Raw genomic sequence first — 23604 nt, forward strand, 5'->3', positions numbered from 1 at the left:
AATAACGGGGGCGAAAATGCGCATTTATCTGGTGGTGATCGACGACAGTCCCGAAGCGGGCATCGCGTTGCGGTTTGCCGCGCGGCGAGCCGTGAAGACCGGCGGCGGCGTCGAGATACTCACCGTCATCCCGCCGCAGGAGTTCATCGCGTTCGGCGGCGTCCAGGCGACGATCGAGGAGGAGGCGCACCTCCATGCGCAAGGCCTGGTCGCGGCGGCGGCGGGCACGTTGTTGGAGGAATCGGGGCTGCGTCCATCGATCACGGTGCGCGAGGGCGAAGGCCCCAAGATCATTCGCGCGATGATCGCGGCGAACCCCGAAATTGCGGCACTGGTGCTCGGCGCTGCCGCAACGGGCGCGCCGGGCGAGTTGATCGCGCATTTCACCGGCGCCGACGCGGGCGCGCTGCCAGTGCCGGTGATGATCATCCCGGGGTCGCTGACACGCGAGGCGATCGATCGGCTGAGCTGATCGTCAAACAGGCGATCACGCCGCCGTCTCGGCCGGCCGCTCCTGCAAAAGACGCTCGACGCGGCGAATACCGGTCGGCGAGAGCTGGACGGCGTTGCGGAGTGAATCGACCGGCTCGATCAGATCCCTGCCAAGCAACACGCGAAGCCAGCGTTCTACGGTTGTCGCCGGGAGAGCAAGATGGTCGGCGATTGCCGGAGGCGTCGCAATCCAGCTTTCGGCCTCGGATAGATAGATCAACAGCAACATTCCCCAGGCATGATCGGCGAAGATGTCGGCGCCCAGCGCGGCGTCGCGCGCGCGCATGACCCCAAGCAGATCCTTGGCCCGCAGCCACAGGCGTTGGGGGATCTTGTCGGCATTGGCGACGAGATCCGCCTGGTTGACGGTGGCGAAGGTACCCACAAGATAACTCGAATCGCCATTGCCGAGACGGGACACCTGCACATCCAGCGTGATGATCCCGCCCTCTCCGCCGATATAGCGTTTGCGTATCATCGACGGGCCGCCATTGGTTTGCAGTGCCGCGACCCGGTTCAGGCTGCGGGCCATATCCGCTGCATGCGTAATCGCCAGATAGGACAAGCCGATGAGATGCTTCTGCGTGCGCTGCAACAGCATCGCGACGGGCTCGTCAATCGCTTGGAGGATCCCGCTGGCATTGGAAATGGAATGCCCGATGATCATCTCTAAGTCCCGATTTTTGCACTATATCATGTAGTAGAAATACGTATCTCCCTCAAACCTGGATCATACATCACGATAAATCATACTGATCTGCATCAACATGTGGCGAATAATCTGAATTAGTAAGGCTGGGTGCGATTGCTTACCGCGATCGGCAACAAGACGCTTGAGCAGGCGCGCCGATCGCGTCACGATAGGCGATGATCGTTCTCGCTCTTCCGTTGCTCGCCGCCGCTGCCGCCGCAACGCCGCCGCTTCCCGCTCCCTCCGCCGACCGATTGAAAGCGGACGTCGCGACGATGGTCGGGTTCGGCACGCGCCATACCGCATCAACGACCACTGATCCCAAGCGCGGGATCGGCGCGGCGCGCGATTGGGCGGCGCGGCGCTTCACCGCGATCGGTGCGACCTGCGGCGGGTGCATCACGGTCGACCGGATTTCGCGCAGGTTCACCGGACCGCGCGCGCCGACCGGGGTGGTCGTCGAGGATGTGCTGGGCATCCAGAAGGGCCGCGACCCGAATCGCGTCGTGATCGTCGGCGCGCATATCGACAGCCGCGTGACCGACGTGATGAACGCGACCTCCGATGCACCGGGCGCTAACGACAACGCATCGGGTGTCGCGCTGGTCCTCGAAGCGACGCGGCTGCTGGCGCAGCGCAAGTTCGACGCGACGATCGTCTACGCCGTATTCTCGGGCGAGGAGCAGGGGTTGTGGGGTGCCGAACTGCTTGCCGACACCGCCAAGGCGCGCGGATGGCAGGTTTCGGCGATGCTCAACAACGACATCGTCGGCAACACGGTCGGGCAGGGCGGTGTGCGTGTCGCCGACAAGGTCCGGGTGTTCTCCGAAGGGATTCGCGCCTCCGAAGATCTGGTCGCGCAGCAGGGCCGACGCGCCGAAGGCGGTGAAGACGATGGTCCGAGCCGCGCACTCGCCAAGGCGATCGACGGGATCGCTGCTGGGATCCCCGGCGGTCTCGACGTGATGCTCGATCGCCGCCCGGATCGGTTCGGGCGCGGCGGCGATCACGAACCGTTCCTCAAGCTGGGCTACCCGGCGGTGCGGTTTTCGGTCGCGGCCGAGAATTGGGACCGCCAGCACCAGGATCTTCGGTCCGAGCAGGGCGTGGTCTATGGCGACACGATCGAGGGCATGGATTTCCCGTATCTCGCCAAGGTCACTGCTATCAACGTTGCGACGCTCGCCCGGATCGCAGGGGCGCCCGCCGCCCCCGAGGACGTTGCGATCGCTGGCGCGCTGTCGCGCGACACCACTGTGAAATGGTCCGCGGTCGCGGGCGCGGCCGGATACCGGGTCCGCTGGCGTAGCAACGATGCGCAGGACTGGACGCAGACGCGTGACGTGCCGGGGACGAGCACGGTGCTGGTACAGGTCCCGGTCGACGATAATTTCGTCGGCGTCTCCGCGCTATCGGCTGATGGAGCGGAAAGCGTGGTGAGCTTTGCAGGGCGCGACCGGCGTCGGTGATGCGGCTTGAGGGCCGGTGGCGGTGATGCGGCTTGAGGGCCGGTGGCGGTGATGCGGCTTGGTAGCCGGTGGCGGCCCCTGCAGTGCGATCAGGCGGCCGCCGCCTCCTTCCATCCGCGATTGGCGAGCGCGCGTGCCTCTTCGGGGGACATCGGGCGGCCGAAGTAGAAGCCTTGCACCCTGGTGCAGCCCAGGTCGTGAAGCGCCTTATATTCGACTTCGGTCTCGACGCCCTCGGCGGTCGTCGCCATGCCGAGGCTGTCGGCCAGCGCAATTCCCGCACGGACGATCGCGACTGCCTCGCGGAGCCCGCTGGCGGCGTCGCGGACGAAACTACGGTCAATCTTGAGCGACGAGAGCCGGGTGCGCCCGAGATAGCCCAGCGAGGCGTAGCCGGTGCCGAAGTCGTCGAGGCTCAGATGCACGCCAAGCTCGGCGACGCGATCGAGAATCTGCGTTGCGCCAAGACCTTCGTGCATGAACACGCCTTCGGTCACTTCGAGTTCAAGCCGCTCCGCCGCCACGCCGGTATTGGCCAGCGCGGCCGCGATCGTCGTCACAAAGCTCGGGTTGCGTAGCTGATCGGCCGAGACGTTGACCGCGATCCGCATCTCGGACGGCCAGTGCGCGGCTTCCTCGCAGGCGGCGCGGACGACCCAGGCGCCGATCGGTCCGATCAGTCGCGTTTCCTCGGCAAGCGGGATGAACTTGGTCGGTGACACGCTGCCGAACTCGGGGCTGGTCCAGCGCAGCAACGCCTCGAACCCGCACAGCGTCTCGCTGCCTGCCTTGACGATCGGCTGGTAGACGAGATGCATCTCGCCCTTCTCGATCGCGCCGCGGAGCGCCATTTCGAGGACGCGGCGCTCTTCCGCCTGGACATGCAACTCCGGCTCGTAGCGGCGGAAGACGCCGCGGCCCGCGTCCTTGGCGCGGTACAGCGCGAGATCGGCGGAGCGCACCAGCATGTCGGCGGTGCGACCGTCGCGCGGACCGATCGCCAGGCCGACGCTCGTGCCGATGTGCAGCGTATGCGCGTCGATCTCATACGGGCGTGAAAGTGACTCGATGATCCGTTCGGCGAGCTGTTCGACCGCGGCCAGATCGCTGGCATCGCGAACGACGACCGCGAATTCGTCGCCCCCAAGACGTCCGCAGGTTTCATTGACGCCCATCAGCTGGTTCAACCGTTCCGACACGCGGCCGAGCAGCCGATCGCCGATCGGGTGGCCAAGCGTATCGTTGACCGCCTTGAAGCGATCGAGATCGAGCATCATGAACGCATAGCGTCCGCCCCAGCGATCCGCGTCGGCCATCGTCTTGACCAGCGTTTCGTTGACCATCAGCCGGTTGGGCAGCCCGGTCAGCGTATCGAACCGCGCCATCCGGTTGACCTTGTCCGCCGACGCGCGCTGTTCGGTGACATCGGAGCCGACCCCGCGAAACCCGATGAACTCGCCGTGATCGTCGAAGCGCGGCGCGGCGGCCAGGTCCCACCAGCGTTCTTCGCCGCCGATCTGGACCGGTAGGCGCAGATTGCGGAAGCTTTCGCGACGTTTCAGGCGGTCCGCGAGCGTGTGAAGTCCGGTATCGAATTCGCCCGTTTCCCAGCCTGGCCCGGCGAGCAGCTGCAAGAGCGGCATGTTGTCGATGCTGGCAGCATCGACCCCGCACGCGAACGCGAACCGCGCGCCGGGCTTGACCACGCGCCGCGTCGCATCGGTCTCCCAAAGCCAGTCGGCGCCGCCCCCCTCGAACTCGCCGAGTAACAGACTGACCGTCTCGTCGCGATCGTCGAGCACGATTTCGCCGGCGCGGATCAGGACCAGTGCGCGCGCGCGGTGGAGACAGGCAGTCATCAGCAGCAGTGTGAACAACAAAAGACCGGCGGCGGCGGCAAACGTCCCGGCAAAGGAGAGCTGGACGACGATCGCCGCGCCAAGATACCCGAGGAATATTAAAGTCGCGAGCGCGAGCGGCGCCATTGCCAGCGCGACGGTGGTCATGAGCACCGCGAGCGTCAATCCCAGCCCGGTCGTCGTTCCCGACGATGCGTGCGTGCAGAACACGACCGGCACTGCCGACCAGACAAATGCGAGAATGCAGCCGTCCGACACGGTGGTGCGGAGATCGCGCAGGCTGGCATAGCCGTCGCCGCGATCGTGCGTTGCGAGCCGGCGGAAGCCGACCCATACTGCCGCAGCGATCACCAGCGCTTCCCAGCTGGCGATCTGCCAATGCGGGATCTCCGCACGCAACAGGAACGCGATGACCAGCGAGGCCATGACGTTTGTTGCCAACAGGAATAGCGCGGCCCGACGGACGGCGAGCAATTGCGCGGCGCGTATCCGGCCCCAGACCATCGGATCCTTACCCTCGCGCAGTCCCAACAGAGTCGGGATGGCTACGGAGATACGAGGCGGGAGGGAGGGGGGGATCTTGGACACGGCGGAGAGATAGACGCGCTCTGGTTAGCAGAACGTTTGCACTGCACCGATTTGGATCCAATTCCTGTCGTTTTTTGGGGTAATATGTCGCCGGCGCCGTTGGTCCCGGCTGACTATGCCCGTCAGGCAGCGATATCGTAGGGTTTTATGTCGCCACTGAGATACAGGTTGCGCGCCTTGGCGCGGCTCAACTTGCCCGACGAGGTGCGCGGCAGCGTGCGCGGCGGGATGAGTTCGATCAGGCAGTTCATGCCCGTGACCGAGCGGACCCGCTCGCGGATCTCGTCGCGCAGACGCAGCCGCTCGGACTCGTCCGAGCTGCGGCACTGGACCAGCACGGCGGGGGTCTCCTCGCCGCCAGGGGTGGTGATCGCGAACGCGGCAATGTCGCCCGCCTTGAAGCCCGGCAGCTGTTCCACCGCCCATTCGATGTCCTGCGGCCAGTGGTTCTTGCCGTTGACGATGATCATGTCTTTGGCGCGGCCGACGATGTAGATATAGCCATCGGACATATAGCCCATGTCGCCGGTATCGAGCCAACCGTCGGCCATGCACGCCTGCGTCGCGGCATCGTCGCGGAAATAGCCGACCATTACCGACTTGCCGCTGCACCAGACCTTGCCGATCGCGCGGTCGGGGAGAGGGGTGCCGTCCTCTTCGCGGATCTCGATCCGCATGTCGCGGACGGGCTTCCCGCAATTGACGATCGCGCGGTAGCGTTGCGGGCGGTCATTCCCACGGCTGCCGCCCGAAAGCTGCGTTTCCTCGACGAGTTCGACGCGGATGCCTTCGCCCGGCGGCATCAGCGAGACCGCGAGCGTCGCCTCGGCAAGGCCGTAGCTCGGCAGGAACGCGGTGGCCTTGAAGCCCGCATCGGCGAACGCGTCGACGAACGACTGCATCACGTCGGGGCGGATCATGTCGGCGCCATTGCCCGCCACGCGCCAGCGCGACAGGTCGAACCGGTCGCTCGCCTTGGTCTGCGACGACATGCGGCGCGCGCAGATATCGTAGCCGAAGGTCGGCGAATAGCTGAGCGTCGTGCCGGTGTTGCGGCTGATCAGATCGAGCCAGGCGAGCGGACGCCGCGCGAAATCCTCGGTCTTGAGGTAATCCGTCGAGACCTGGTTGGCGATCGGCGACAGGAAGCAGCCGACCAGCCCCATGTCGTGATACCAGGGCAGCCACGAGACGCAGCGATCGGTGCCGCAGACTTCCATGCCGTAACTGTGCGCGGCGAGGTTGTTGAGCAACGCCGCGTGCGTGATGACGACGCCGTGCGGGAACCGCGTCGAGCCGCTGGAATATTGCAGATACGCGATGTCGTCGGGCTTTGCCTCGGGCAGCGTCGCGACGGGGGCTTCGCGGGTGGCGAACTCGGACCAGTCGATCCCGACGGTGCCCGATAGGCGTGCGGCCTCGCCCGCCATCTGCGCGAGTTCGGGCGGGAAGATCAGCATCTTCGGGTCGCAACTGGCAAGCTGGACGCGAAGCTGTTCGATGTAGGAATCGCGGCCGCCGAACGAGGTCGGCAGCGGCAGCGGCACGGGCCAGGCGCCGGCGTAGACGACGCCGAAGAAGAGCGCGGCGAATTCGGGGCCGGTTTCGGCGACCAGTGCGATGCGATCGGCAGGGCCGACGCCCGCGGCGATGAGGCGATCGGCCATTGCGCGCGCATCGGTGCGCAGCTGTGCATAGGGATAGGGCTGCGACAACGTGCCGCGCGCATCATGGAAATTAAGCCCGCGGTTACCGGTTGCGGCGTAATCGAGCGCTTCGCCCAGCGTCGCGAAATCGGCGAAACGGCGCGGCAGCGCGTCCTCGGTCGGCGTCGCGACGATCGTCGCCGCGGTCTGGCCGTCCTTGTGAAGCGTTTCGGTCGTCATCGCAGTTCCTGTCTCTGGCATCGTGCCCGGCATGGCGGCTGAACGCACCACCCCTAATCTCAACTCTAGCCGTTCAACTTCGGGTGTCAGTGTGGCACAATGATGGCGTGTCCGACGATGACGACCCCGATCAGACGCCTGGGCGTCGCGAAAACCGCGGTAACGCGCGTCCCGCCGGGCGTGGTGGCGCGCGTGCTGGCGGACGTGGTGGGGGCCGTGGCGGCGAGCGGGCGCCGCCCAAGCCGCTCGACGCCGCGGCGCTGGAGCGGCTGGCGCTGCGCTATGTCGAGCGGTTCGCGACGACACGGGGGCGGCTGACCGACTATCTGGTGCGCAAGATCCGCGAGCGCGGCTGGGACGACGGCGCGGCGGCGGCACCGGCCGATCCCGCCGAACTCGCACAGCGCATGGCCGATCTGGGGTATGTCGACGACCGTGCCTTTGCCGAACAGCGCGCGGCGGCGATGCAGCGCCGCGGGCTGGGCGCGCGGCGTGTCGCGGGGGCGTTTCGCGAGGCCGGAATCGACGAGGGCGATGCGGATGCGGTCGCGCCCGCGATCGCGGATCGCGCGGTCGAATCGGCGCTCGCCTTTGCGCGGCGCAAGCGAATCGGGCCCTATGGCAGCGGCGAGGGCGACCGGAAGCTGCACGACAAACAGCTCGGCGCGATGCTGCGCGCGGGGCACCGTTTCGATCTCGCCCGCAAAATTGTTGCGATGCCACCGTCCGATGCGCCCGAAACGGTGGTTTTCGACGCCGATTAGCAACGGATTCATTGCGACCGCGACGAAGCGTGCTAGCAAGGGGATCAGGGGTGTAACAATGCGTAGACGCAGCAGGATGCGGACATGATGACGCAGACCGGATCGGCGATGGTCGCGGTTGGCCACGACCTCGGGGGCGACCGTGTGGGCGAATTGGGGGGCGAGCCAGGGAGGGCCGTCCCGGAGACCGCCATGCCCGCTGGCGACGTGCGTGCGATCGGCGGCGTGATCAAGTGGTTCGACGTGACGCGCGGGTTCGGCTTTGCGGTCGCGGACGACCCGACGGTCGGCGATATCCTCGTGCATTTCTCGGTATTGCAACCGCATGGCCGTCGCAGCCTGCCCGAGGGCGCGCGCGTCGAGACGCTGTCGGTCCAGCGTGGCCGCGGGTTCCAGGCGCGCGAGATCGTCTCGATCGACATGACCAACGCGGTCGAGGAGATCGTCCGTGTCGCGGCATCGCCAGACCGGATCGATCCGATCGCGATGATCGACGCCGCCGGACCGTTCGAGCCGGTGTCGGTCAAATGGTTCAACCGGTTGAAGGGCTATGGCTTTCTGGTACGAGGGTCGGATGGCAGCGACATCTTCGTCCATATGGAAACGTTGCGTCGCGCCGGAATCGAGACGGTCGAGCCCGAGCAGCCGCTGCGCGCGCGCGTCGTCGCGGGACGCAAGGGGCCGCTCGCCGTCGCAGTCGAAGAGGGCCTTGGATGAGTTTGGTTGCGAAGGCCGTCCTGGCCGGGATGCTGGCGCTGGGCGTCGGCGCCGGAAGTGTGGCGTATATGAACGGCAGCGATGAATCCGAAGCGGCCAAGGTCGCGACGCTGAAGCTGACGATCAAAAGTACAAACGGGACGCACGCGTTCACCGTCGAGCGCGCCAGGACGCAGGACGAGCAGGCGCGCGGGCTGATGTATCGTACCGACCTGAGGCCCGATGGCGGGATGTTGTTCTGGCCTTATCCTTCGACTGGGGGTGCGCCGGTGGATGCGAGCTTCTGGATGAAGAATACGCCGAGCTCGCTCGATATCCTCTATATCCGGGCGGATGGCACGATCGCGCGGATCGCGGAGAATACGGTGCCGTTCTCGGAGACGCCGGTACCGTCGGGCGAGCCGGTCGGGGCGGTGCTCGAGCTGATGGGTGGCCGGTCGGCCGAACTGGGGATCGCCGAGGGCGACCTGGTGACGTGGTACAAGCGCTCGGACTAAGCGGGCGGACTAAGCGCTCGGACTAAGCGGGCGGACTAAGCGGGCGGGCGAATACGTTTTATCGGCTGGGTATCGGCTGGGCCGCGCTCCCGATCACGGAGTTTCCCGCCCTGCCGCATCATCATGGTTGAAGCCCGCCCCCACTCGGGTTAAGCGCGGCGCATGGGCTTTCTCGCATCGACTTTCACGTGGTGGAACGGCGCCACCCTCGGCACCAAATTCGGCCTGCGCAGCATGGCGAAGATGGGCGAGGACGCGCTCGGCAACGTTTATTACCAGGGCGGCAAGGACACGTCAGGTAATCCGCGCCGCTGGGTGATCTATCAGGGCGCCACCGACGCGAGCCGCGTGCCGCCCGCGTGGTTCAGCTGGCTGCATCACCAGGTCGACGACGTGCCCGAGCGCGCGCTGCCGCCGGTGCGCGCGTGGCAGAAGCCGGCCGTGCCGAACATGACCGGTACCGCGCTCGCCTATCGGCCGTCGGGTGCGCTCGAAAAGGGTGGCAAGCGCGCCGCCGCGACGGGTGACTACGAAGCCTGGACGCCCGAAGGGTGATCATGCGCTGGCTCGCCGCGGCCGTGTTGGTCGTGGTGCTGGGGGTGGGCGGCTGGTTCGGATACCGCGCGCTCACCACGCCCGTGGCGACGGTGGCTGCGGTCCAGCAGGAGCTGCCGGGCGCCGATGAGCCGGCGAATTCCTCGATCGAGACGATCGACGCCGGTGCCGCGACGATCGCCACCGGCGGCACGCCGATGGCGCAGCGCGTGGCCGTGCTCGGCCTGCTCAACAAGCGGAACGGCGAAACCCGAGCGGTGACGCTCAGGCCCGGCCAGGCGACCCGGATGGGCGATGTCGTGCTGCGGCTACGTGCGTGCGAACAGACCGCGCCATGGGAGCAGGAGCAGCTGACCGGCGCGTTCGTCCAGGTGCTGGTGCGCGGCGTCGATGCGAAATGGCGGCGGAGCTTTTCGGGCTGGCTGTACAAGGAACGCCCCGCGCTGAACGCGGTGCAGCATCCGATCTACGACGTGTGGACCAAGAGCTGCGCGATGACTTTCCCCGCGACCGGGCCCGATACGGCGCCGGTCGCCGAGGCCTTGCCCGCCAAGCGATCGAGCGCGCGGAAATCGCCTGCTGCTGCGACGCCGGCGGCCGACGACGCGGGGCCGAGCGCGCCGTCTAGCGCACCTGCCAGCAACGCTACGTAATCCGCGCGGTCGATCTCGATCGCGCCGAGCGAGGCGAGGTGCGAGGTCTGGAACTGGCAATCGAGCAGGGTGAACCCGCCGGCGCGCAGCCGCGCGACGAGGTGTGCCAGCGCGACCTTCGATGCGTCGGTGGCGCGGCTGACCATGCTTTCGCCGAAGAACGCGCGGCCTAGCGCCAGGCCATAGAGCCCGCCGACGAGCTTGCCGCCGTCCCAGCATTCGACCGAATGCGCGAACCCCATCGCGTGCAGCGTCTGAAAGACGCGTTCGATGCCGTCGTTGATCCATGTCTCGGGCCGGCCCTCGACGCTTTCGGCGCAGAGCTGGACGACTCGGTCGAACGCGGTGTCGATGGTGATCTGGAACCGGTCGGCGACAATCGTCTTCCTGAGCGAGCGTGAGAGCTGGAAACCGTCGAGCGGCAGGACGGCGCGGCGGCGCGGCTCGACCCAATAGACGCTGGCGGCGTCGCGGCTGTCGGCCATCGGGAACACGCCGACCGAATAGGCGCCGAGCACGATCTGCGGATCGAGGATGTCGCTCATGCGGTAAGCGTGTGTTCGATCCGGCGCCACAGATCGGCGAACGCCTGCGCGGCGGCCGACCGGGGCGCGAACACGCCGACCGGCGCGCGCCTGACCGCCATCGCTTCGATCCCGCTGGCCATCGGAATCACCGGCCAGTCGGGGTGCCGCGCGAGTGCCTCGGCATGGAGCGCACGGCGCTTGTCGACCATGACGTGGACGGGGAGCAGCGCGGTGCGGCCGCCGAGATGCTGGACGACCGCGTCATAGGCGCGCGTCGAGAGCGGGGAGGGGATGACGGGGATCACGATCAGGTCGGCGGCGCGCATGACCTGGTCCGCGGTCTCGGTCAGCCCGGGCGGGCAATCGAGGATCACGCGGTCATAGCCCGCGAGCTCGCCCAGCAGCTTGGCGAGGCGCTTCTTCTTGTCGAGATCGTGGAACAGCTGGTCGAGCCCGCGCAGCGACGCGTCGGCGGCGATCAGGTCGAGATGGCGATAGGCGGTCGGCCGCGCCTGCTTGGCGACGGCGACGTCCTTCGAGAACATCGCCTGCGCCTGGTCCGCCTTGCCGGGGCCGCCGAGGACCCAGGTCGACGCGGCCTGCGGGTCGAGATCCCAGAGCAGGGTCCGCCGGGCCGATAAGGTCGCGGCGCACCACGCCAGGTTCACCGATAGCGTCGTCTTCCCGACGCCGCCCTTGAGGCTGTAGATCGCGACTGTTGCCATCACGCTACGGTGCCGGTCCGGGGCGGTAAGGGCAAGAGCGCGCGGCACAAAGAAAAACGGCCGGCGGATGATCCGCCGGCCGTTTCAGAAACCATCGCGATCGATGCTCGACGCGGTGCGGGTCCGCTTACGCGTGGCAGATCTGTGCCGACTTGCCCGGCGCGGTCAAAGTCACGCTCGTCTCGGTGCCGGTCATCGACCAGCCGCCCTCGGCGGTCTTCGGCGCGCCGGCGACGTCCGACTTGAGCGTCGTCGCGGTACCGTCCTTCTTGGTGCGGACGACGGCCTGCTTGTCGCCCTGGAAGAACGTCACGTAGAGCAGGCTGTTGTCCTTGCAGCGCAGCGTGGCCTCGGACTTGATCGAAGGCGGCAGTTCGACCGGCGCTGCGTTGGCGAGCGTGTTCGCCATCGGATCCGGATTGGTGTCGACCACCTCGGGCGAAGCAGGCTTGGAGTTGCAGGCGGCCAGCACGAGCAGCGCGGCGGCGGCGGAGAGGGGGAGGATTTTCATAGCGGAACCTCGCTTCGCGCATGCAGCATGGAGCGTCAAGGACTATGGCCTTTCATTCATGCGGCGTTCGCCCGGCGGGTGTGTGAGCATGACGAACCGTTCTGCACGTCGGATACGCGACCGACTACTTGCTGTCGGCCGTGTCGTCGCTCTCCGTCACGATGACGATGCCGGCGATGATCGCGGCAGCGGCGAGAATCGCGACGACGAAACCACCGCCGCCCGCCAGCCTGTCGCGCGACGTCGCCTGTCCGCCGGTGCGGATCGATTTCGCGAGCGACAGCCGCGCCGCCGACTGGCTCACTGATGCGCTAGCTGTCGTCCGAGGCGCAGTCGCGGACGGCGCCGCCATGGCAGGCGATACCGACAGCGCAGACGTCGTGATAAGCGTGGTAACTCTGGCCAGTCTCATGCTGCCGTTGCCTCTCACAAGATGAGCCACGCTGTCACGCGGAAAAAGCCGGGGCAAATAGGAATACCTGCAAACCGGTGAGGCGAGACACTTTCGGGGCAAGGCGAAGCGAGGGCAAAACTGCGTGATGCCGCGCCGGTATTGGTAGGCGGTTATTGATGGCGACGGAGGAACCGAGCTTCGCGCGCAGCGGGCGATTTGGGCGTGACAAAGTTTCGCTCGCTTGCCCGGTGCGGTCTGCGAGGCCACATAGCCGCGATGCACACTATATCCGACACGCTCGCCCTGATCGGCAACACGCCGCTTGTCCGCCTGAAAGGTCCCAGCGACGCGACGGGCTGCGATATCTTCGGCAAGTGCGAATATGCGAACCCCGGCGCGTCGGTGAAGGATCGCGCGGCGTTGTTCATCGTCGAGGATGCCGAGCAACGCGGTTTGCTCCAGTCCGGCGGCACGATCGTCGAGGGGACTGCGGGCAATACCGGGATCGGCTTGGCCTTGGTCGCCAACGCGAAGGGCTACAAGACGATCATTGTCATGCCCGAGACGCAGAGCCGCGAGAAGATGGACACGCTTCGCGCGCTGGGCGCCGAACTGGTGCTGGTGCCGGCCGCCGCCTTCTCGTCGCCATGCCATTTCGTCCATACCTCGCGGCGGATTGCCGAGGAGACGCCGGGCGCGATCTGGGCCAATCAGTTCGATAACATCGCCAATCGCCGCGCGCACATCGTCGGCACCGCCGAGGAAATCTGGGCGCAGATGGACGGACGGATCGACGGCTTCACCTGCGCGGCGGGGACCGGCGGGACGATCGCTGGCGTCGGTCTCGGGCTGAAGGCGAAGGACGAGGCTGTCTGTATCGCGCTGAGCGATCCGCATGGTGCCGCGCTGTATAACTATTACGCGCATGGCGAGCTGAAGTCCGAGGGATCGTCGGCTGCCGAGGGGATCGGGCAGGGCCGGATCACCGCCAACCTGGAGGGCGCGCCGATTGACACGCAGTTCCGGATTTCTGACCAGGAAGGCTATGCCTGGGTCCGTCGCCTGCTCGACGAGGAGGGCCTGTGTCTCGGGTTGTCGTCGGGGATCAACGTCGCCGGGGCGGTGGCGTTGGCGAAGCATCTCGGGCCCGGCAAGCGCATCGCGACGATCCTGTGCGATACCGGATTTCGCTATCTCTCGACGCTGTACGACCCGACGTGGCGCGCGGCGAAGGGGCTTGGTTGAGTGGCGGCATGAGCGGGAATCGACAGAGGCGCGGTGGTCAGGTATCTTGGCGCGGCAAGATGAAGTTACACCATGAACCCTCGCAAAGCCTGCAGCGCATCAAGGTCGGCATGATCGGCCTCGCCGCGGTCGTGCTGCTGATCGGATTGGCCAGCGCGATCATCGGTTCGGCGAGCCGCGAGCGGCCAGTCGCGACCGCCGGCGCTGCGCAGGCGGACGTGGTCGCGAACATGGGAGTTTCGAACGTCATCGATGCCAAGAGCGCGGGAGAGCCGCTGGCCGAGATGGGCGTGGCGCCGAGCGCCAATTCCCAGGCACCCGCACCGTAGGTAATCCGTCCTCGTCGTGAGCTCGTGTCCGGCTTCTCCATTCAATTAACCAAAGCGCAGGGCCCGTTGGAGGGATGTGCCTCATATCCTTGCACAAAGTCCCGGCTGTCGCCAAAATGACAGTATCGACAAGGTGAGGACATCGACGGCATCGAAGGTGAGTCTGCTCGATACAGCCGCGGATGACGTCCACGGGCGCCAGCTGGTGAAGATATGGGCCTATCCCCAGATTTCCCGCATTCAGATCCCCGTTGATGCGCCGATAAAATCCGATCTGCTCGCAATTCGCTCCGAACCGACGCGCGAAACTCGTCGCAAAAACCCGAAATCCCCAAAAATCCCGTTGCGTCCCCGGACCTCTATGGTAGATGGAGGTTAATACAGGGGCACGTTCACCGTTAGCTGTTAGCGCGGTCGGATCGCGGCGAGGGCCGTGGTCCGAGATGGTGAGGCGTGTGCGCCATTTCGAAGGGTTTTGGCGTGTCGGTACGGGGTCGCTATCAGGGAGACGGTATCGGCCTTGTCGACGACAAGGGCCGGGTAGCCATCCCTTCGGCGCTTCGCACGACCCTTTCCGCAAATGCGCCCAAGGCGAACGGCAAGGACGGCGGGACCATCATCATCGGCGCGCATCAGAAGAATCGCTGCCTGGTGGCGTATGATCCGGGCTATGTCGACATCCTCGCCGAGCGCCTCGACCGCCGCGAATCCGAGAATACGTCCGAGAACGGCGAGTATGATTACAACATCAAGCGCGCCGCGGCATCGGGCGAAGCCGTCCCCTTCGACGGCTCCGGTCGCTTCATCATGCCCGCGTTCCCGCGCTTCTATGCAGGCATCAAGGGCCATGCGTTCTTCTATGGCGTGCTCGACTATATCGAGATCTGGGACCCCGCGACGCTGATCGCCACCGACGGCATGCCCCCCGTCGTCAAGGAAATGGCGCGCTTCTACATGGCCGAGAAGGGGATCCAGCTGTGAGCGGTCCCGACGCGCCGCATATCCCCGTCCTGCTCGACGAAGTCCTGGCCGCGCTCGCCCCCGAGCCCGGTGAGACGATGGTCGACGGCACGTTCGGCGCGGGCGGCTATACACTGGCGTTGTTGAAGTCCGGTGCTCGCGTCGTCGCGTTCGATCGCGATCCCGATGCGATCGCCGCCGGCCGCGGAATCGAGGAGGCCGAAGACGGGCTGACGCTGATCGCCGCGGACTTCTCGGCGATGGCGTCCGAGCTCGAGACGCGCGGGTTGGCGCCGGTCGATGGCGTGACGCTCGACATCGGCGTGTCGTCGATGCAGCTCGATCAGGCGGAGCGCGGCTTCTCGTTCCAGTCGGACGGCCCGCTCGACATGCGGATGGCGCAGGCCGGCATGTCGGCGGCGGACTTCGTCAACGAGGCGGACGAGAACGAGATCGCCGACGTGCTGTATCAGTATGGCGACGAGCCCAAGTCGCGGCGCGTGGCGCGCGCGATCGTCGCGGCACGCCCGCTGACGCGGACCGGCGAGCTGGCGCACATCGTCCGCCGCGCGCTCGGCTACAAGGCGCACGACAAGAAGGACCCCGCGACGCGCGCGTTCCAGGCGATCCGCATCCACGTGAACCGCGAGCTGGGCGAATTGGCGGACGGATTGCTGGCCGCCGAACGCGTGCTGAAGCCCGGTGGCCGGCTCGCGATCGTGACTTTCCACAGCCTCGAGGACCGGATGGTGAAGCGCTTCCTGCGCACCCGTTCCGGAGGCTCGCCTTCAGGTTCCCGTCATCTTCCGCAGGTGAAAGCCGTTGCGGAACCTAGTTTTTCTCATGTCGGCCGCGGTGTTCGCGCCGGCGAGGCCGAGGTCGCACGCAATCCGCGCGCGCGCTCGGCGACATTACGGACGGCGCGGCGGACCTCCGCGCAACCCTGGACGGAAGAGGTGACGACATGACGGCGGCGTATCGGATGAAGGGTGTGGGCTGGTTCGGGGGCTGTGTCGCCGTCGTGCTCGGTTTCTACCTCGTGTCGCTGCAGGTTGCCGCCGAGCGCAAGAAGCTGGAGGCGGTCAATGGTCAGATCCGGTCAGCCGAGCGCGATATCCGCGCGTTGGAGACCGAGTTCGACACGCGCGGCAACCTCGCGCAGCTCGAACGCTGGAACGGCGACACGCTGGCGCTGTCGGCGCCGACCGCGGGCCAGTTCGTGGTAAGCGAGGCCGCGCTCGCGGCGCTCGACGTCGACAGCCTGCGCGCGGACGGGGTCCAGACCGCCGCGCTGCTGGTGCCGTCGGGGGCCGGGTCGGTCGTGTCCACGCCGGTCGTTCCGGTGACCGCGGCGCCCGCCGTCGTGAAGCTCGCGCCCGCGCCGGTCCAGATGGCGCAGGCGAGCGCGCCGCGCGCGATGAACGTCGCGATCCAGGCCGCATCGAAGACCGCGCTGAAGCCGGTGGTGATCCGTGCGTCGGTGGCGACGCCGCGGTCGACCGAGGCAGCGCTCGTCCGCGCCGCCAAGACCGATCGTCTCGCGGCCGTCGCCAAGGTCCGGCCGCAGGCGGTCGCGATGCTCGACCGCAAGCTGCTGTCCGATACGACTCTGGGTGACATCATGAGCGGTGCGCGCTCCGAGAGCGGCCGGCGGCGGTGACGGCCTTGGTCGCCCGGCCTGTCGCGCAACATCGTAGCGCCAACCAGCGTCACGCGCTGGTGGCGACCGCGCACACGCGCCTGATGATGCTGATGTTCCTGTTCGGCGCGGCGGTGCTGGTGGTGATCGGGCGGCTGGGGATGCTGGCGGTGCAGGCGTCGCTCGCCGATCCGCAGGCGCGGGCGGCGACGATCGCGGCGCGCGGCGACATCGTCGATCGCAACGGCGCGCCGCTGGCGCGGACGATCGATGCATGGACGATCGCGGTCCACCCCAAGAAGCTGATCGGCGATCCGACCGAGGTCGCGAGCAAGCTGGCCGCGCTGATGCCCGAGGCGGGCGACCAGGCGCATTATTATGCGCTGCTGACGTCGGGCAAGAGCTTCATCTATCTGCAGCGGCGCGCGTCGCCCGCGCTCGTCGAGCAGGTCAATGCGATCGGCGAGCCCGCGATCGTGTTCGACCGCGACACGCAGCGCCTGTATCCGCAATCGACGATGGCGGCGCATGCGCTGGGCTTCCTGTCGACTGCGGGGCACGGGATGAGCGGGATGGAGCGCGTGCTCGACGAGCGGCTGACCAATCCGGCGCTCAACGGCACGCCGGTTGCGCTGTCGCTCGACAACCGAGTCCAGGCGGCGATGGAGAGCGAGCTTGGCCGCGCGATGACGACCTTCTCGGCGCGTGGCGCGGGTGGGATCGTGCTCGACGTGGCGACGGGCGAGGTGATCGCGATGGTCTCGCTGCCGACCTTTAACCCCAATCGCGTCGGGATGGCGGGTAGCGAGGAACTGCGCAACGTCACGACGCAGAGCGTGTTCGAGCTGGGATCGACGTTCAAGCCGATCACGATGGCGACCGCGATGGATACCGGCGTCGTCACGTCGTTCGCGCGGCGGTTCGATGCGACGCACCCGCTGCAGGTCGGCCGCTTCACGATCCATGACGAGCGGGGCGACCCCAAGCGCTGGCTGAACATGGCCGAGACGCTGATCTATTCGTCGAACATCGCCACTGCGCGCGTCGCCGACGAGGTCGGGCCGGCGCGGATGCAGACGATGTTCAAGAAACTGGGCTTCGATACCAAGCCCGATATCGAGCTGCGCGAGAAGGGCCGCCCGTTGTGGCCGAAATACTGGGCGCGCACGACGACGATGACGACCGCCTATGGCCACGGCATCGCGGTGACCCCGCTGCATCTCGCCAGCGCCTATGCGGCGTTGGTCAATGGCGGGATCTGGCGGCCGGCGACGTTGCTCAAGGTCGCGCCGGGGCATGCGCCGGTCGGGCGTCGCGTGATCAGCGAGCAGACGAGCGCACGGATGCGGCAGATGCTGCGGCTGATCGTGCAGCGCGGCACGGGGCGCAAGGGCGATGCGCCGGGCTACCGCGTCGGCGGCAAGACCGGCACGGCCGAGGCGGCGGTGTCGGGCGGCTATGACCATTCGCGCAACGTGGCGACGTTTGCCGCCGCGTTCCCGATGGATGCGCCGCGGTACGTAGTGCTGGCGATGCTCGATTCGCCGCTCGGCACGAAGGAAACCGGCGGGTGGAAGACCGCGGCGTGGAACACCGCGCCGGTGGTGGGCCGGACGATCTCGCGCGTCGGCGCGATGCTGGGCGTGGTGCCCGATGCGCACCGCGACATCGACGTGTCTGACATCGTGCCGACTTTGTGGCAGGACCCGACCCGCACGCAGCCAACCGGGCAATGAGGACGACCAGATGAAGCTGTCAGCGCTGACCGACGGGACGGAAGAGGCGCAGGTGACGGGGTTCGCGATCGATCACCGCAAGGTTGCGCCGGGTACGGTATTCGGCGCGTTCGAAGGTGCGCGCGTCAACGGCGAAGACTATATCGCCGACGCGATCCGCTCGGGCGCGATCGCGGTGGTCGCGCGGCCCGGGCTGACCGTCGAGGGTGCCGCCTATATCGCCGACGACAGCCCGCGCGAGCGGTTCGCGCAGCTGGCGGCTAAGTTCTTCGCGCCGTTTCCCGAGACGTCCGTGGCGATCACCGGGACCAACGGGAAGACGTCGTGCGTCGAGATGACCCGGCAGCTGTGGCGGATGGCGGGCTTTCATGCGGCGTCGATCGGCACGCTGGGCGTCACGACCGCCGACGAGCGCGTGACGACCGGGCTGACGACTCCCGACGTGGTGACGTTCCTGTCGAACGTCGCGGGGCTGGCGCGCGAGGGCGTGACGCATCTGGCGTTCGAGGCGTCGAGCCACGGGCTGACGCAGTACCGGACCGAGGGGCTGAAGGTGGCCGCGGCGGCATTCACGAACCTCAGCCGCGATCACCTCGACTATCATGGCGACATGGCGGCGTATTTCACCGCCAAGATCCGGTTGTTCTCCGAAGTGCTGTCGACCGATGGCACCGCGGTGGTGTGGGCGGATGATCCGCAGGCGGCGCGCGTGATCGACCTGGCGCGCGAACGCGGCAACCGGCTGATGACGGTCGGCACGCAGGGCGAGACGCTGCGGCTGGTGGGACGCGATCCGACGCTGCTGGGGCAGGGGCTGACGATCGAGGCCGAGGGGCGGACGTACAAGGTGACGCTGCCGCTGATCGGGGCGTATCAGGCGGCGAACGCGCTTGTGTCCGCGGGGCTGGTGATCGCGACGGGCGGCGATGTGGCCGCGACGATCGCGAACCTGGCGCGGTTGCAGCCGGTGCGCGGGCGGCTCGAGCGCGCGGTGATCGCGAAGTCGGGCGCGCCGGTCTATGTCGATTACGCGCATACGCCCGACGCGCTGGAGGCCGCGATCGCCGCGCTGAAGCCGCATGCGGGCGGCAAGCTGATTGTCGTGTTCGGCGCGGGCGGCGACCGCGATACGGGCAAGCGCGAGACGATGGGGCAGGTGGCGGTGCAGCATGCCGACCGCGTGATCGTGACCGACGACAATCCGCGGACCGAGGATGCGCGCGCGATCCGGAACGACGTGCTGAAGGGCGCACGCGGGGCCGAGGAGATCGGCGACCGGCGCGCGGCGATCGCGGCCGCGGTGCGCGAGGCTGGGCCTGAGGATATCGTGCTGATTGCGGGCAAGGGGCATGAGCAGGGGCAGATCGTCGGCGATATGGTTCTGCCGTTCGATGACGTGAGCGTGGCGCGGGAGTGTGTTGCGTGAGGGGGGCTAGATCTTCATTCCCCTCCCGCTTGCGGGAGGGGCTAGGGGAGGGCGCGACGTACGTACTGGCGTCCGGCCTGTTTGGTCAGCCCCTCCCCCGACCCCTCCCGCAAGCGGGAGGGGAGCAGTGAGTCTGTGGACTTCGGCCGAGATCGCCGCCGCCACTGGCGGTGTGGCGTCGGGGGACTTCTCCGTTTCTGGCGTCGCGTTTGATTCGCGCGAGGTTGGGCCCGGCGATCTGTTCGTGGCGATGAAGGGCGAGGCGAGCGACGGCCACCTGTTCGTCGACCAGGCGTTTGCGCAGGGTGCCGCGGGGGCGATCGTGTCGGAGCCTTGCGACCACCCGCATGTCCTCGTCGCGGACAGTTTCGTCGCGCTCAACGCGCTTGGCGCCGCGAGCCGCGCGCGCAGTGGCGCGACGATCATCGGCGTCACGGGATCGGTCGGCAAGACCAGCGCGAAGGAGGCGCTGTTCGCGTGTCTCGAGCGGGCGGCGCCGGGCGCGGTGCATCGCTCGGTCAAGAGCTACAACAACCATACGGGCGTGCCGCTGAGCCTCGCACGGATGCCGCGGGACACGACGTTCGGCGTGTTCGAGATGGGGATGAACCATGCCGGCGAACTCGCCGAACTGACTCAGCTGGTGCGGCCGCATATCGCGATGATCACCGCGATCGCGCCTGCACATACCGCCTTCTTCCGCGACGAGAGCGCGATCGCGGATGCCAAGGGCGAGATCTTCGCCGGGCTGATGCCGGGCGGCACCGCGATCGTGCCTTATGACAGCCCGCATCGCGACCGACTGCTCGGCCATGCCGCGGCGCATGCCGCGCATGTCGTGACCTTTGGCAGCGAAAAGGGGGCCGACGTGCGCGCGATCGAGGCGATGCGGCTGCCGACGGGCGGGACGTTCGTCACCGCGCGGATGGGGCAGGCCGCGGACCACGAACTGAGCTTCACGATCGCGCAGCCGGGCGCGCACTGGGTGTCGAACGCGCTGGGCGTGCTGGCGTGCGTGCAGGCGGCGGGGAGCGATCTCGGGCTCGCGGGGCTGGCGCTTGCCGAGCTCGGCGGGCTGCAGGGGCGCGGCGCCCGATCCATGGCCGCGGTCGGCGACGGCGAGATCCTGGTGATCGACGAGAGCTACAACGCGAACCCGTCGTCGATGCGCGCGACGCTCAGCGTCCTGAGCCACGAAGCGGGGCGACATATCGCGGTGCTCGGCGAGATGCGCGAACTGGGCGACGCCTCGGCGGACTATCATGCCGGGCTTGCCGAACCGATCCTGGCGGCGCGCGTCGAAATGGCGCTGTTGGTCGGTGAAGCGATGGTACCGCTTGCGCAGGTGCTTGAGGGACAGATCGAAACCGTCCATGTGGGCGACGCTGCGACCGCGCTGGCTACGCTACGGACGCTTGTCGCGCCGGGCGACGCCGTGCTCGTCAAGGGATCGAACGGGGTTGGGCTCGCTCGGGTCGTGGCAGGTCTCTTGAGCGGGAAAAACTGAATGCTGTACTGGCTCGCCGAGCATCTGGGGTTTCCCGGTCTGCTGAATCTTATCCGGTACCAGACGGTGCGGACCGGCGGTGCGGTGGCGACCGCGCTGATCATCGGCCTGATCATCGGGCCCAGGTTCATCGGCTGGTTGCGCGTGCGGCAGGGCAAGGGCCAGCCGATCCGCGCCGACGGCCCGCAATCGCATCTGGCCAAGCGCGGCACGCCGACGATGGGCGGGCTGATGATCCTGACATCGATGTGCCTTGCCATCTTCCTGTGGATGGACCTGAGCAACCCCTATGTCTGGGCGTGCCTGTTCGTAACGCTCGGCTTCGGGACGATCGGATTCATGGACGACTATGACAAGGTGCGGAAGGCGAGCACCGCGGGGATCAGCGGGCGGACGCGGCTGCTGCTGGAATTCGCGATCGCTGGCATCGCGGCCACGATCATCATGTCGCAGAACGGGCCGCATCTGTACCTGCCGTTCACGTCGCGGCTGTACCTCGATCTCGGCTGGTTCTTCCCGGTGTTCGCTGCCTTCACGATCGTGTCGTTCGGCAATGCGGTGAATTTGACGGACGGGCTCGATGGGCTGGCGACGATGCCGGTGATCATCGCGAGCGTCGCGTTCATGGTGATCGTGTACTTGGTCGGGAACGTGAAGTTCGCCGATTATCTGGGCATCCCGCATGTGCCGCGCGCGGGCGAACTGGCGATCTTCTGCGGGGCGATCGTGGGGGCGGGGCTTGCGTTCCTGTGGTTCAATGCGCCGCCGGCGGCGGTGTTCATGGGCGATACCGGGAGTCTTGCCCTTGGCGGCGCCTTGGGGACGATCGCGGTCGTCGCGCATCACGAGATCGTGCTGGGGATCATCGGCGGGCTGTTCGTGATCGAGGCGCTGTCGGTGATCATCCAGGTGTTCTTCTACAAGCGCACGGGCAAGCGCGTGTTCCGGATGGCGCCGATCCACCATCATTTCGAACAGCTCGGCTGGGCGGAGGCGACCGTCGTGATCCGCTTCTGGATCATCGCGCTGGTTCTGGCGCTGGTCGGCCTCTCGACGTTGAAACTGCGGTGATCGTCGCGAAGGCCTGGCGCGGGAAGCGCTATGCGGTGCTGGGGCTCGCGCGGTCGGGGGCGGCGACGGTGCGGGCGCTGGTGGCTGGTGGGGCGAGCGTCGTTGCGTGGGATTCGGACGAGGCCAAGCGTGAGGCTCTGGCCGACTGCGTTCAGGAGCAGTGGGTCGATCTGGACTACGTCGATGTTCGGTTTGATTCGTTGGACGATCTGGCAGGGTTCGACACTTTGGTCGTGTCGCCGGGGGTGCCGCTGAATACGCATCCGCTCGCCGCCGTTGCGCGCGAGGCTGGCACGGCCATCATTGGCGATATCGAGCTGTTCGCGCAGGCGCGTGCCGACCTGCCGCCGCACAAGGTCGTCGGGATCACCGGGACCAACGGCAAGTCGACGACGACCGCGCTGGTGCACCACATCCTCAAGACTGCCGGCATTCCCACGCTGATGGGCGGCAATATCGGGTTGCCGATCCTCGAGCAGGAGGCGCTGGCCGAGGGCGGGGTCTATGTGCTCGAGCTGTCGAGCTACCAGATCGACCTGACGCAGACGCTCGATTGCGACGTCGCGGTGCTGCTCAACATCACGCCCGATCATCTCGACCGGTATGACGGGTTCGAGGGCTATGCGGCGTCCAAGGCGCGGCTGTTCGCGATGCAGTCGGCCGGGCATGACGCGATCATCGGGATCGGCGATGCGCCGTCCGCCGCGATCGCGCGCGGGCTGTCGGCCAGGGCTGAGCATCTGACCAAGACCGCGCCCGGCGTGTGCATGTTCCAAGGCGACTGGCCTGCGCTGCAGGGGCCGCACAACGCGCAGAACGCGCTCGCCGCGATCGCTGTCGCCAAGGCGCTGGGCGTGAGCGAGGTCGATATCGATCGCGGGCTCGCCAGCTTCACGGGGCTGCCGCACCGGATGCAGCAGATCGCGTCCTATGGCGGCGTCGCTTATGTCGACGACAGCAAGGCAACCAATCCCGAGAGCACCGCGCCCGCGCTCGCCGCGTTCGAGCGGGTCCACTGGATCGTCGGCGGGCGCGCGAAGGGGGACGACCTCGACGCGTGCCGGCCCGCATTCGGGCATGTCGTCTGCGCCTACACGATCGGCGAGGCCGGACCGATGTTCGCGGAGATTTTGCACGATTCGATGCCTGTCGAGAATGTCGGCACGCTCGACGCGGCAGTCCGCAGCGCCGCCGCCAACGCCAAGCCCGGCGACACGGTGTTGTTATCCCCCGCTTGTGCTAGCTTCGACCAGTTTCGCGATTACGAAGCGCGCGGGGCGGCGTTCCGTGCCGCGGTAGAGTTGCTGGCATGACCGATTTGCGCGCTGGAACCATGGATATGGGTGTGTCCGGACAGAAGAAC

Annotated in this window: 23 protein-coding genes and 1 pseudogene; 17 read left to right on the top strand and 7 right to left on the bottom strand. The window is 67.2% G+C overall.

The genetic code is table 11. From position 1 onward, the window contains the following. The first annotated feature begins 16 nt into the window (after positions 1–16). Complete coding sequence (locus ASF00_RS13535) at positions 17–472, top strand: universal stress protein (RefSeq protein WP_055879958.1); 456 nt, start codon at positions 17–19, stop codon at positions 470–472. A 15-nt stretch (positions 473–487) separates the two neighbouring features. Here the strand turns inward: ASF00_RS13535 and ASF00_RS13540 are convergent, their stop codons facing one another. After that, complete coding sequence (locus ASF00_RS13540) at positions 488–1159, bottom strand: hypothetical protein (RefSeq protein WP_055879961.1); 672 nt, start codon at positions 1157–1159, stop codon at positions 488–490. A gap of 200 nt (positions 1160–1359) precedes the next feature. Between ASF00_RS13540 and ASF00_RS13545 the strand changes: the two genes are divergently transcribed. Next, on the top strand, positions 1360–2652 hold the full coding sequence (locus ASF00_RS13545) for a M28 family metallopeptidase (RefSeq protein ID WP_055879964.1): 1293 nt from the start codon (positions 1360–1362) through the stop codon (positions 2650–2652). A gap of 89 nt (positions 2653–2741) precedes the next feature. On the opposite strand, the gene ASF00_RS13550 is transcribed toward ASF00_RS13545, so the two are convergent. Together ASF00_RS13550 and ASF00_RS13555 are read right to left on the bottom strand one after the other, a co-directional pair. Beyond that, complete coding sequence (locus tag ASF00_RS13550; RefSeq protein ID WP_055879969.1) at positions 2742–5099, bottom strand: putative bifunctional diguanylate cyclase/phosphodiesterase; 2358 nt, start codon at positions 5097–5099, stop codon at positions 2742–2744. A 122-nt stretch (positions 5100–5221) separates the two neighbouring features. Further along, the gene (locus ASF00_RS13555) at positions 5222–6985 is read right to left on the bottom strand and encodes a fatty acyl-AMP ligase (RefSeq protein WP_055879971.1); all 1764 of its coding nucleotides are present in this window, start codon (positions 6983–6985) and stop codon (positions 5222–5224) included. A 107-nt stretch (positions 6986–7092) separates the two neighbouring features. Here ASF00_RS13555 and ASF00_RS13560 point away from each other — a divergent pair, with 107 nt between their 5' ends. The 5 genes and pseudogenes from ASF00_RS13560 to ASF00_RS19240 all read left to right on the top strand — a co-directional run. Next, a complete protein-coding gene (locus ASF00_RS13560; RefSeq protein WP_082463463.1) occupies positions 7093–7749 on the top strand; it encodes a regulatory protein RecX in 657 nt (218 codons plus the stop codon). Between the two features lie 192 nt (positions 7750–7941). Then, complete coding sequence (locus ASF00_RS13565) at positions 7942–8466, top strand: cold-shock protein (protein WP_055880575.1); 525 nt, start codon at positions 7942–7944, stop codon at positions 8464–8466. Positions 8467–8534: 68 nt separating this feature from the next. Then, positions 8535–8963: a DUF192 domain-containing protein gene (locus ASF00_RS13570; RefSeq protein WP_443024417.1), complete on the top strand. Its 429-nt coding sequence runs from the start codon at positions 8535–8537 to the stop codon at positions 8961–8963. Between the two features lie 162 nt (positions 8964–9125). Further along, a complete protein-coding gene (locus ASF00_RS13575; RefSeq protein ID WP_055879979.1) occupies positions 9126–9518 on the top strand; it encodes an NADH:ubiquinone oxidoreductase subunit NDUFA12 in 393 nt (130 codons plus the stop codon). 197 nt (positions 9519–9715) lie between these two features. Beyond that, a pseudogene (locus ASF00_RS19240) lies at positions 9716–9949 on the top strand (DUF2155 domain-containing protein); the annotation flags it as partial. Positions 9950–9984: 35 nt separating this feature from the next. On the opposite strand, the gene aat reads toward ASF00_RS19240, so the two are convergent. From aat to ASF00_RS18570, 4 genes are all read right to left on the bottom strand, one after another. After that, positions 9985–10716, bottom strand: coding sequence for a leucyl/phenylalanyl-tRNA--protein transferase (aat, locus tag ASF00_RS13580; RefSeq protein WP_055879982.1), 732 nt, complete (start codon positions 10714–10716; stop codon positions 9985–9987). Then, a complete protein-coding gene (locus tag ASF00_RS13585) occupies positions 10713–11423 on the bottom strand; it encodes a ParA family protein (RefSeq protein ID WP_055879986.1) in 711 nt (236 codons plus the stop codon). The genes aat and ASF00_RS13585 overlap by 4 nt, the downstream gene beginning before the upstream one ends. Positions 11424–11550: 127 nt before the next feature. Continuing rightward, a complete protein-coding gene (locus ASF00_RS13590; RefSeq protein ID WP_055879990.1) occupies positions 11551–11934 on the bottom strand; it encodes a hypothetical protein in 384 nt (127 codons plus the stop codon). 124 nt (positions 11935–12058) lie between these two features. Then, positions 12059–12238, bottom strand: a complete 180-nt coding sequence (locus tag ASF00_RS18570) for a hypothetical protein (protein ID WP_055879993.1) — start codon at positions 12236–12238, stop codon at positions 12059–12061. 366 nt (positions 12239–12604) lie between these two features. On the opposite strand from ASF00_RS18570, the gene ASF00_RS13600 reads away from it, so the two are divergent. From ASF00_RS13600 to murD, 10 genes are all read left to right on the top strand, one after another. Then, on the top strand, positions 12605–13573 hold the full coding sequence (locus tag ASF00_RS13600) for a cysteine synthase A (RefSeq protein ID WP_055879997.1): 969 nt from the start codon (positions 12605–12607) through the stop codon (positions 13571–13573). A gap of 59 nt (positions 13574–13632) precedes the next feature. Next, positions 13633–13902 (top strand): hypothetical protein, encoded by a 270-nt coding sequence (locus tag ASF00_RS13605; protein ID WP_055880001.1) that lies wholly within the window; start codon positions 13633–13635, stop codon positions 13900–13902. 453 nt (positions 13903–14355) lie between these two features. Beyond that, positions 14356–14883 (top strand): division/cell wall cluster transcriptional repressor MraZ, encoded by a 528-nt coding sequence (locus ASF00_RS13610; protein WP_235525821.1) that lies wholly within the window; start codon positions 14356–14358, stop codon positions 14881–14883. After that, positions 14880–15830 (top strand): 16S rRNA (cytosine(1402)-N(4))-methyltransferase RsmH, encoded by a 951-nt coding sequence (gene rsmH, locus ASF00_RS13615; protein WP_055880004.1) that lies wholly within the window; start codon positions 14880–14882, stop codon positions 15828–15830. Before ASF00_RS13610 ends, rsmH begins: the two co-directional genes overlap by 4 nt. Beyond that, complete coding sequence (locus ASF00_RS13620) at positions 15827–16522, top strand: hypothetical protein (protein WP_055880008.1); 696 nt, start codon at positions 15827–15829, stop codon at positions 16520–16522. The genes rsmH and ASF00_RS13620 overlap by 4 nt, the downstream gene beginning before the upstream one ends. Continuing rightward, a complete protein-coding gene (locus ASF00_RS13625; RefSeq protein ID WP_055880011.1) occupies positions 16519–18237 on the top strand; it encodes a peptidoglycan D,D-transpeptidase FtsI family protein in 1719 nt (572 codons plus the stop codon). The genes ASF00_RS13620 and ASF00_RS13625 overlap by 4 nt, the downstream gene beginning before the upstream one ends. A gap of 10 nt (positions 18238–18247) precedes the next feature. After that, on the top strand, positions 18248–19663 hold the full coding sequence (locus tag ASF00_RS13630; RefSeq protein ID WP_055880014.1) for a UDP-N-acetylmuramoyl-L-alanyl-D-glutamate--2,6-diaminopimelate ligase: 1416 nt from the start codon (positions 18248–18250) through the stop codon (positions 19661–19663). Between the two features lie 127 nt (positions 19664–19790). Continuing rightward, positions 19791–21170 carry a UDP-N-acetylmuramoyl-tripeptide--D-alanyl-D-alanine ligase gene (locus ASF00_RS13635; RefSeq protein ID WP_055880018.1) on the top strand — a complete coding sequence of 460 codons (1380 nt, stop codon included), beginning with the start codon at positions 19791–19793 and terminating at the stop codon, positions 21168–21170. Beyond that, complete coding sequence (gene mraY / locus ASF00_RS13640; RefSeq protein ID WP_055880020.1) at positions 21171–22241, top strand: phospho-N-acetylmuramoyl-pentapeptide-transferase; 1071 nt, start codon at positions 21171–21173, stop codon at positions 22239–22241. Then, entirely contained in the window at positions 22238–23554 is a 1317-nt protein-coding gene (gene murD / locus ASF00_RS13645; RefSeq protein ID WP_055880023.1) for a UDP-N-acetylmuramoyl-L-alanine--D-glutamate ligase, read from the top strand. Before mraY ends, murD begins: the two co-directional genes overlap by 4 nt. Positions 23555–23604: the final 50 nt, after the last annotated feature.

Source organism: Sphingomonas sp. Leaf34 (assembly GCF_001421805.1).
Taxonomy (GTDB): Bacteria; Pseudomonadota; Alphaproteobacteria; order Sphingomonadales; family Sphingomonadaceae; genus Sphingomonas.

Excerpts from the sequence above, each read along its gene's own strand:
- ASF00_RS13535 (WP_055879958.1), top strand. The coding sequence starts at position 17 with ATGCGCATTTATCTGGTGGTGATCGACGACAGTCCCGAAGCGGGCATC.
- ASF00_RS13540 (WP_055879961.1), bottom strand. The coding sequence starts at position 1,159 with ATGATCATCGGGCATTCCATTTCCAATGCCAGCGGGATCCTCCAAGCG.
- ASF00_RS13545 (WP_055879964.1), top strand. The coding sequence starts at position 1,360 with ATGATCGTTCTCGCTCTTCCGTTGCTCGCCGCCGCTGCCGCCGCAACG.
- ASF00_RS13555 (WP_055879971.1), bottom strand. The coding sequence starts at position 6,985 with ATGACGACCGAAACGCTTCACAAGGACGGCCAGACCGCGGCGACGATC.
- ASF00_RS13565 (WP_055880575.1), top strand. The coding sequence starts at position 7,942 with ATGCCCGCTGGCGACGTGCGTGCGATCGGCGGCGTGATCAAGTGGTTC.
- ASF00_RS13570 (WP_443024417.1), top strand. The coding sequence starts at position 8,535 with ATGAACGGCAGCGATGAATCCGAAGCGGCCAAGGTCGCGACGCTGAAG.
- ASF00_RS13575 (WP_055879979.1), top strand. The coding sequence starts at position 9,126 with ATGGGCTTTCTCGCATCGACTTTCACGTGGTGGAACGGCGCCACCCTC.
- aat (WP_055879982.1), bottom strand. The coding sequence starts at position 10,716 with ATGAGCGACATCCTCGATCCGCAGATCGTGCTCGGCGCCTATTCGGTC.
- ASF00_RS13585 (WP_055879986.1), bottom strand. The coding sequence starts at position 11,423 with ATGGCAACAGTCGCGATCTACAGCCTCAAGGGCGGCGTCGGGAAGACG.
- ASF00_RS13590 (WP_055879990.1), bottom strand. The coding sequence starts at position 11,934 with ATGAAAATCCTCCCCCTCTCCGCCGCCGCCGCGCTGCTCGTGCTGGCC.
- ASF00_RS13600 (WP_055879997.1), top strand. The coding sequence starts at position 12,605 with ATGCACACTATATCCGACACGCTCGCCCTGATCGGCAACACGCCGCTT.
- ASF00_RS13605 (WP_055880001.1), top strand. The coding sequence starts at position 13,633 with ATGAAGTTACACCATGAACCCTCGCAAAGCCTGCAGCGCATCAAGGTC.
- ASF00_RS13620 (WP_055880008.1), top strand. The coding sequence starts at position 15,827 with ATGACGGCGGCGTATCGGATGAAGGGTGTGGGCTGGTTCGGGGGCTGT.
- ASF00_RS13630 (WP_055880014.1), top strand. The coding sequence starts at position 18,248 with ATGAAGCTGTCAGCGCTGACCGACGGGACGGAAGAGGCGCAGGTGACG.
- mraY (WP_055880020.1), top strand. The coding sequence starts at position 21,171 with ATGCTGTACTGGCTCGCCGAGCATCTGGGGTTTCCCGGTCTGCTGAAT.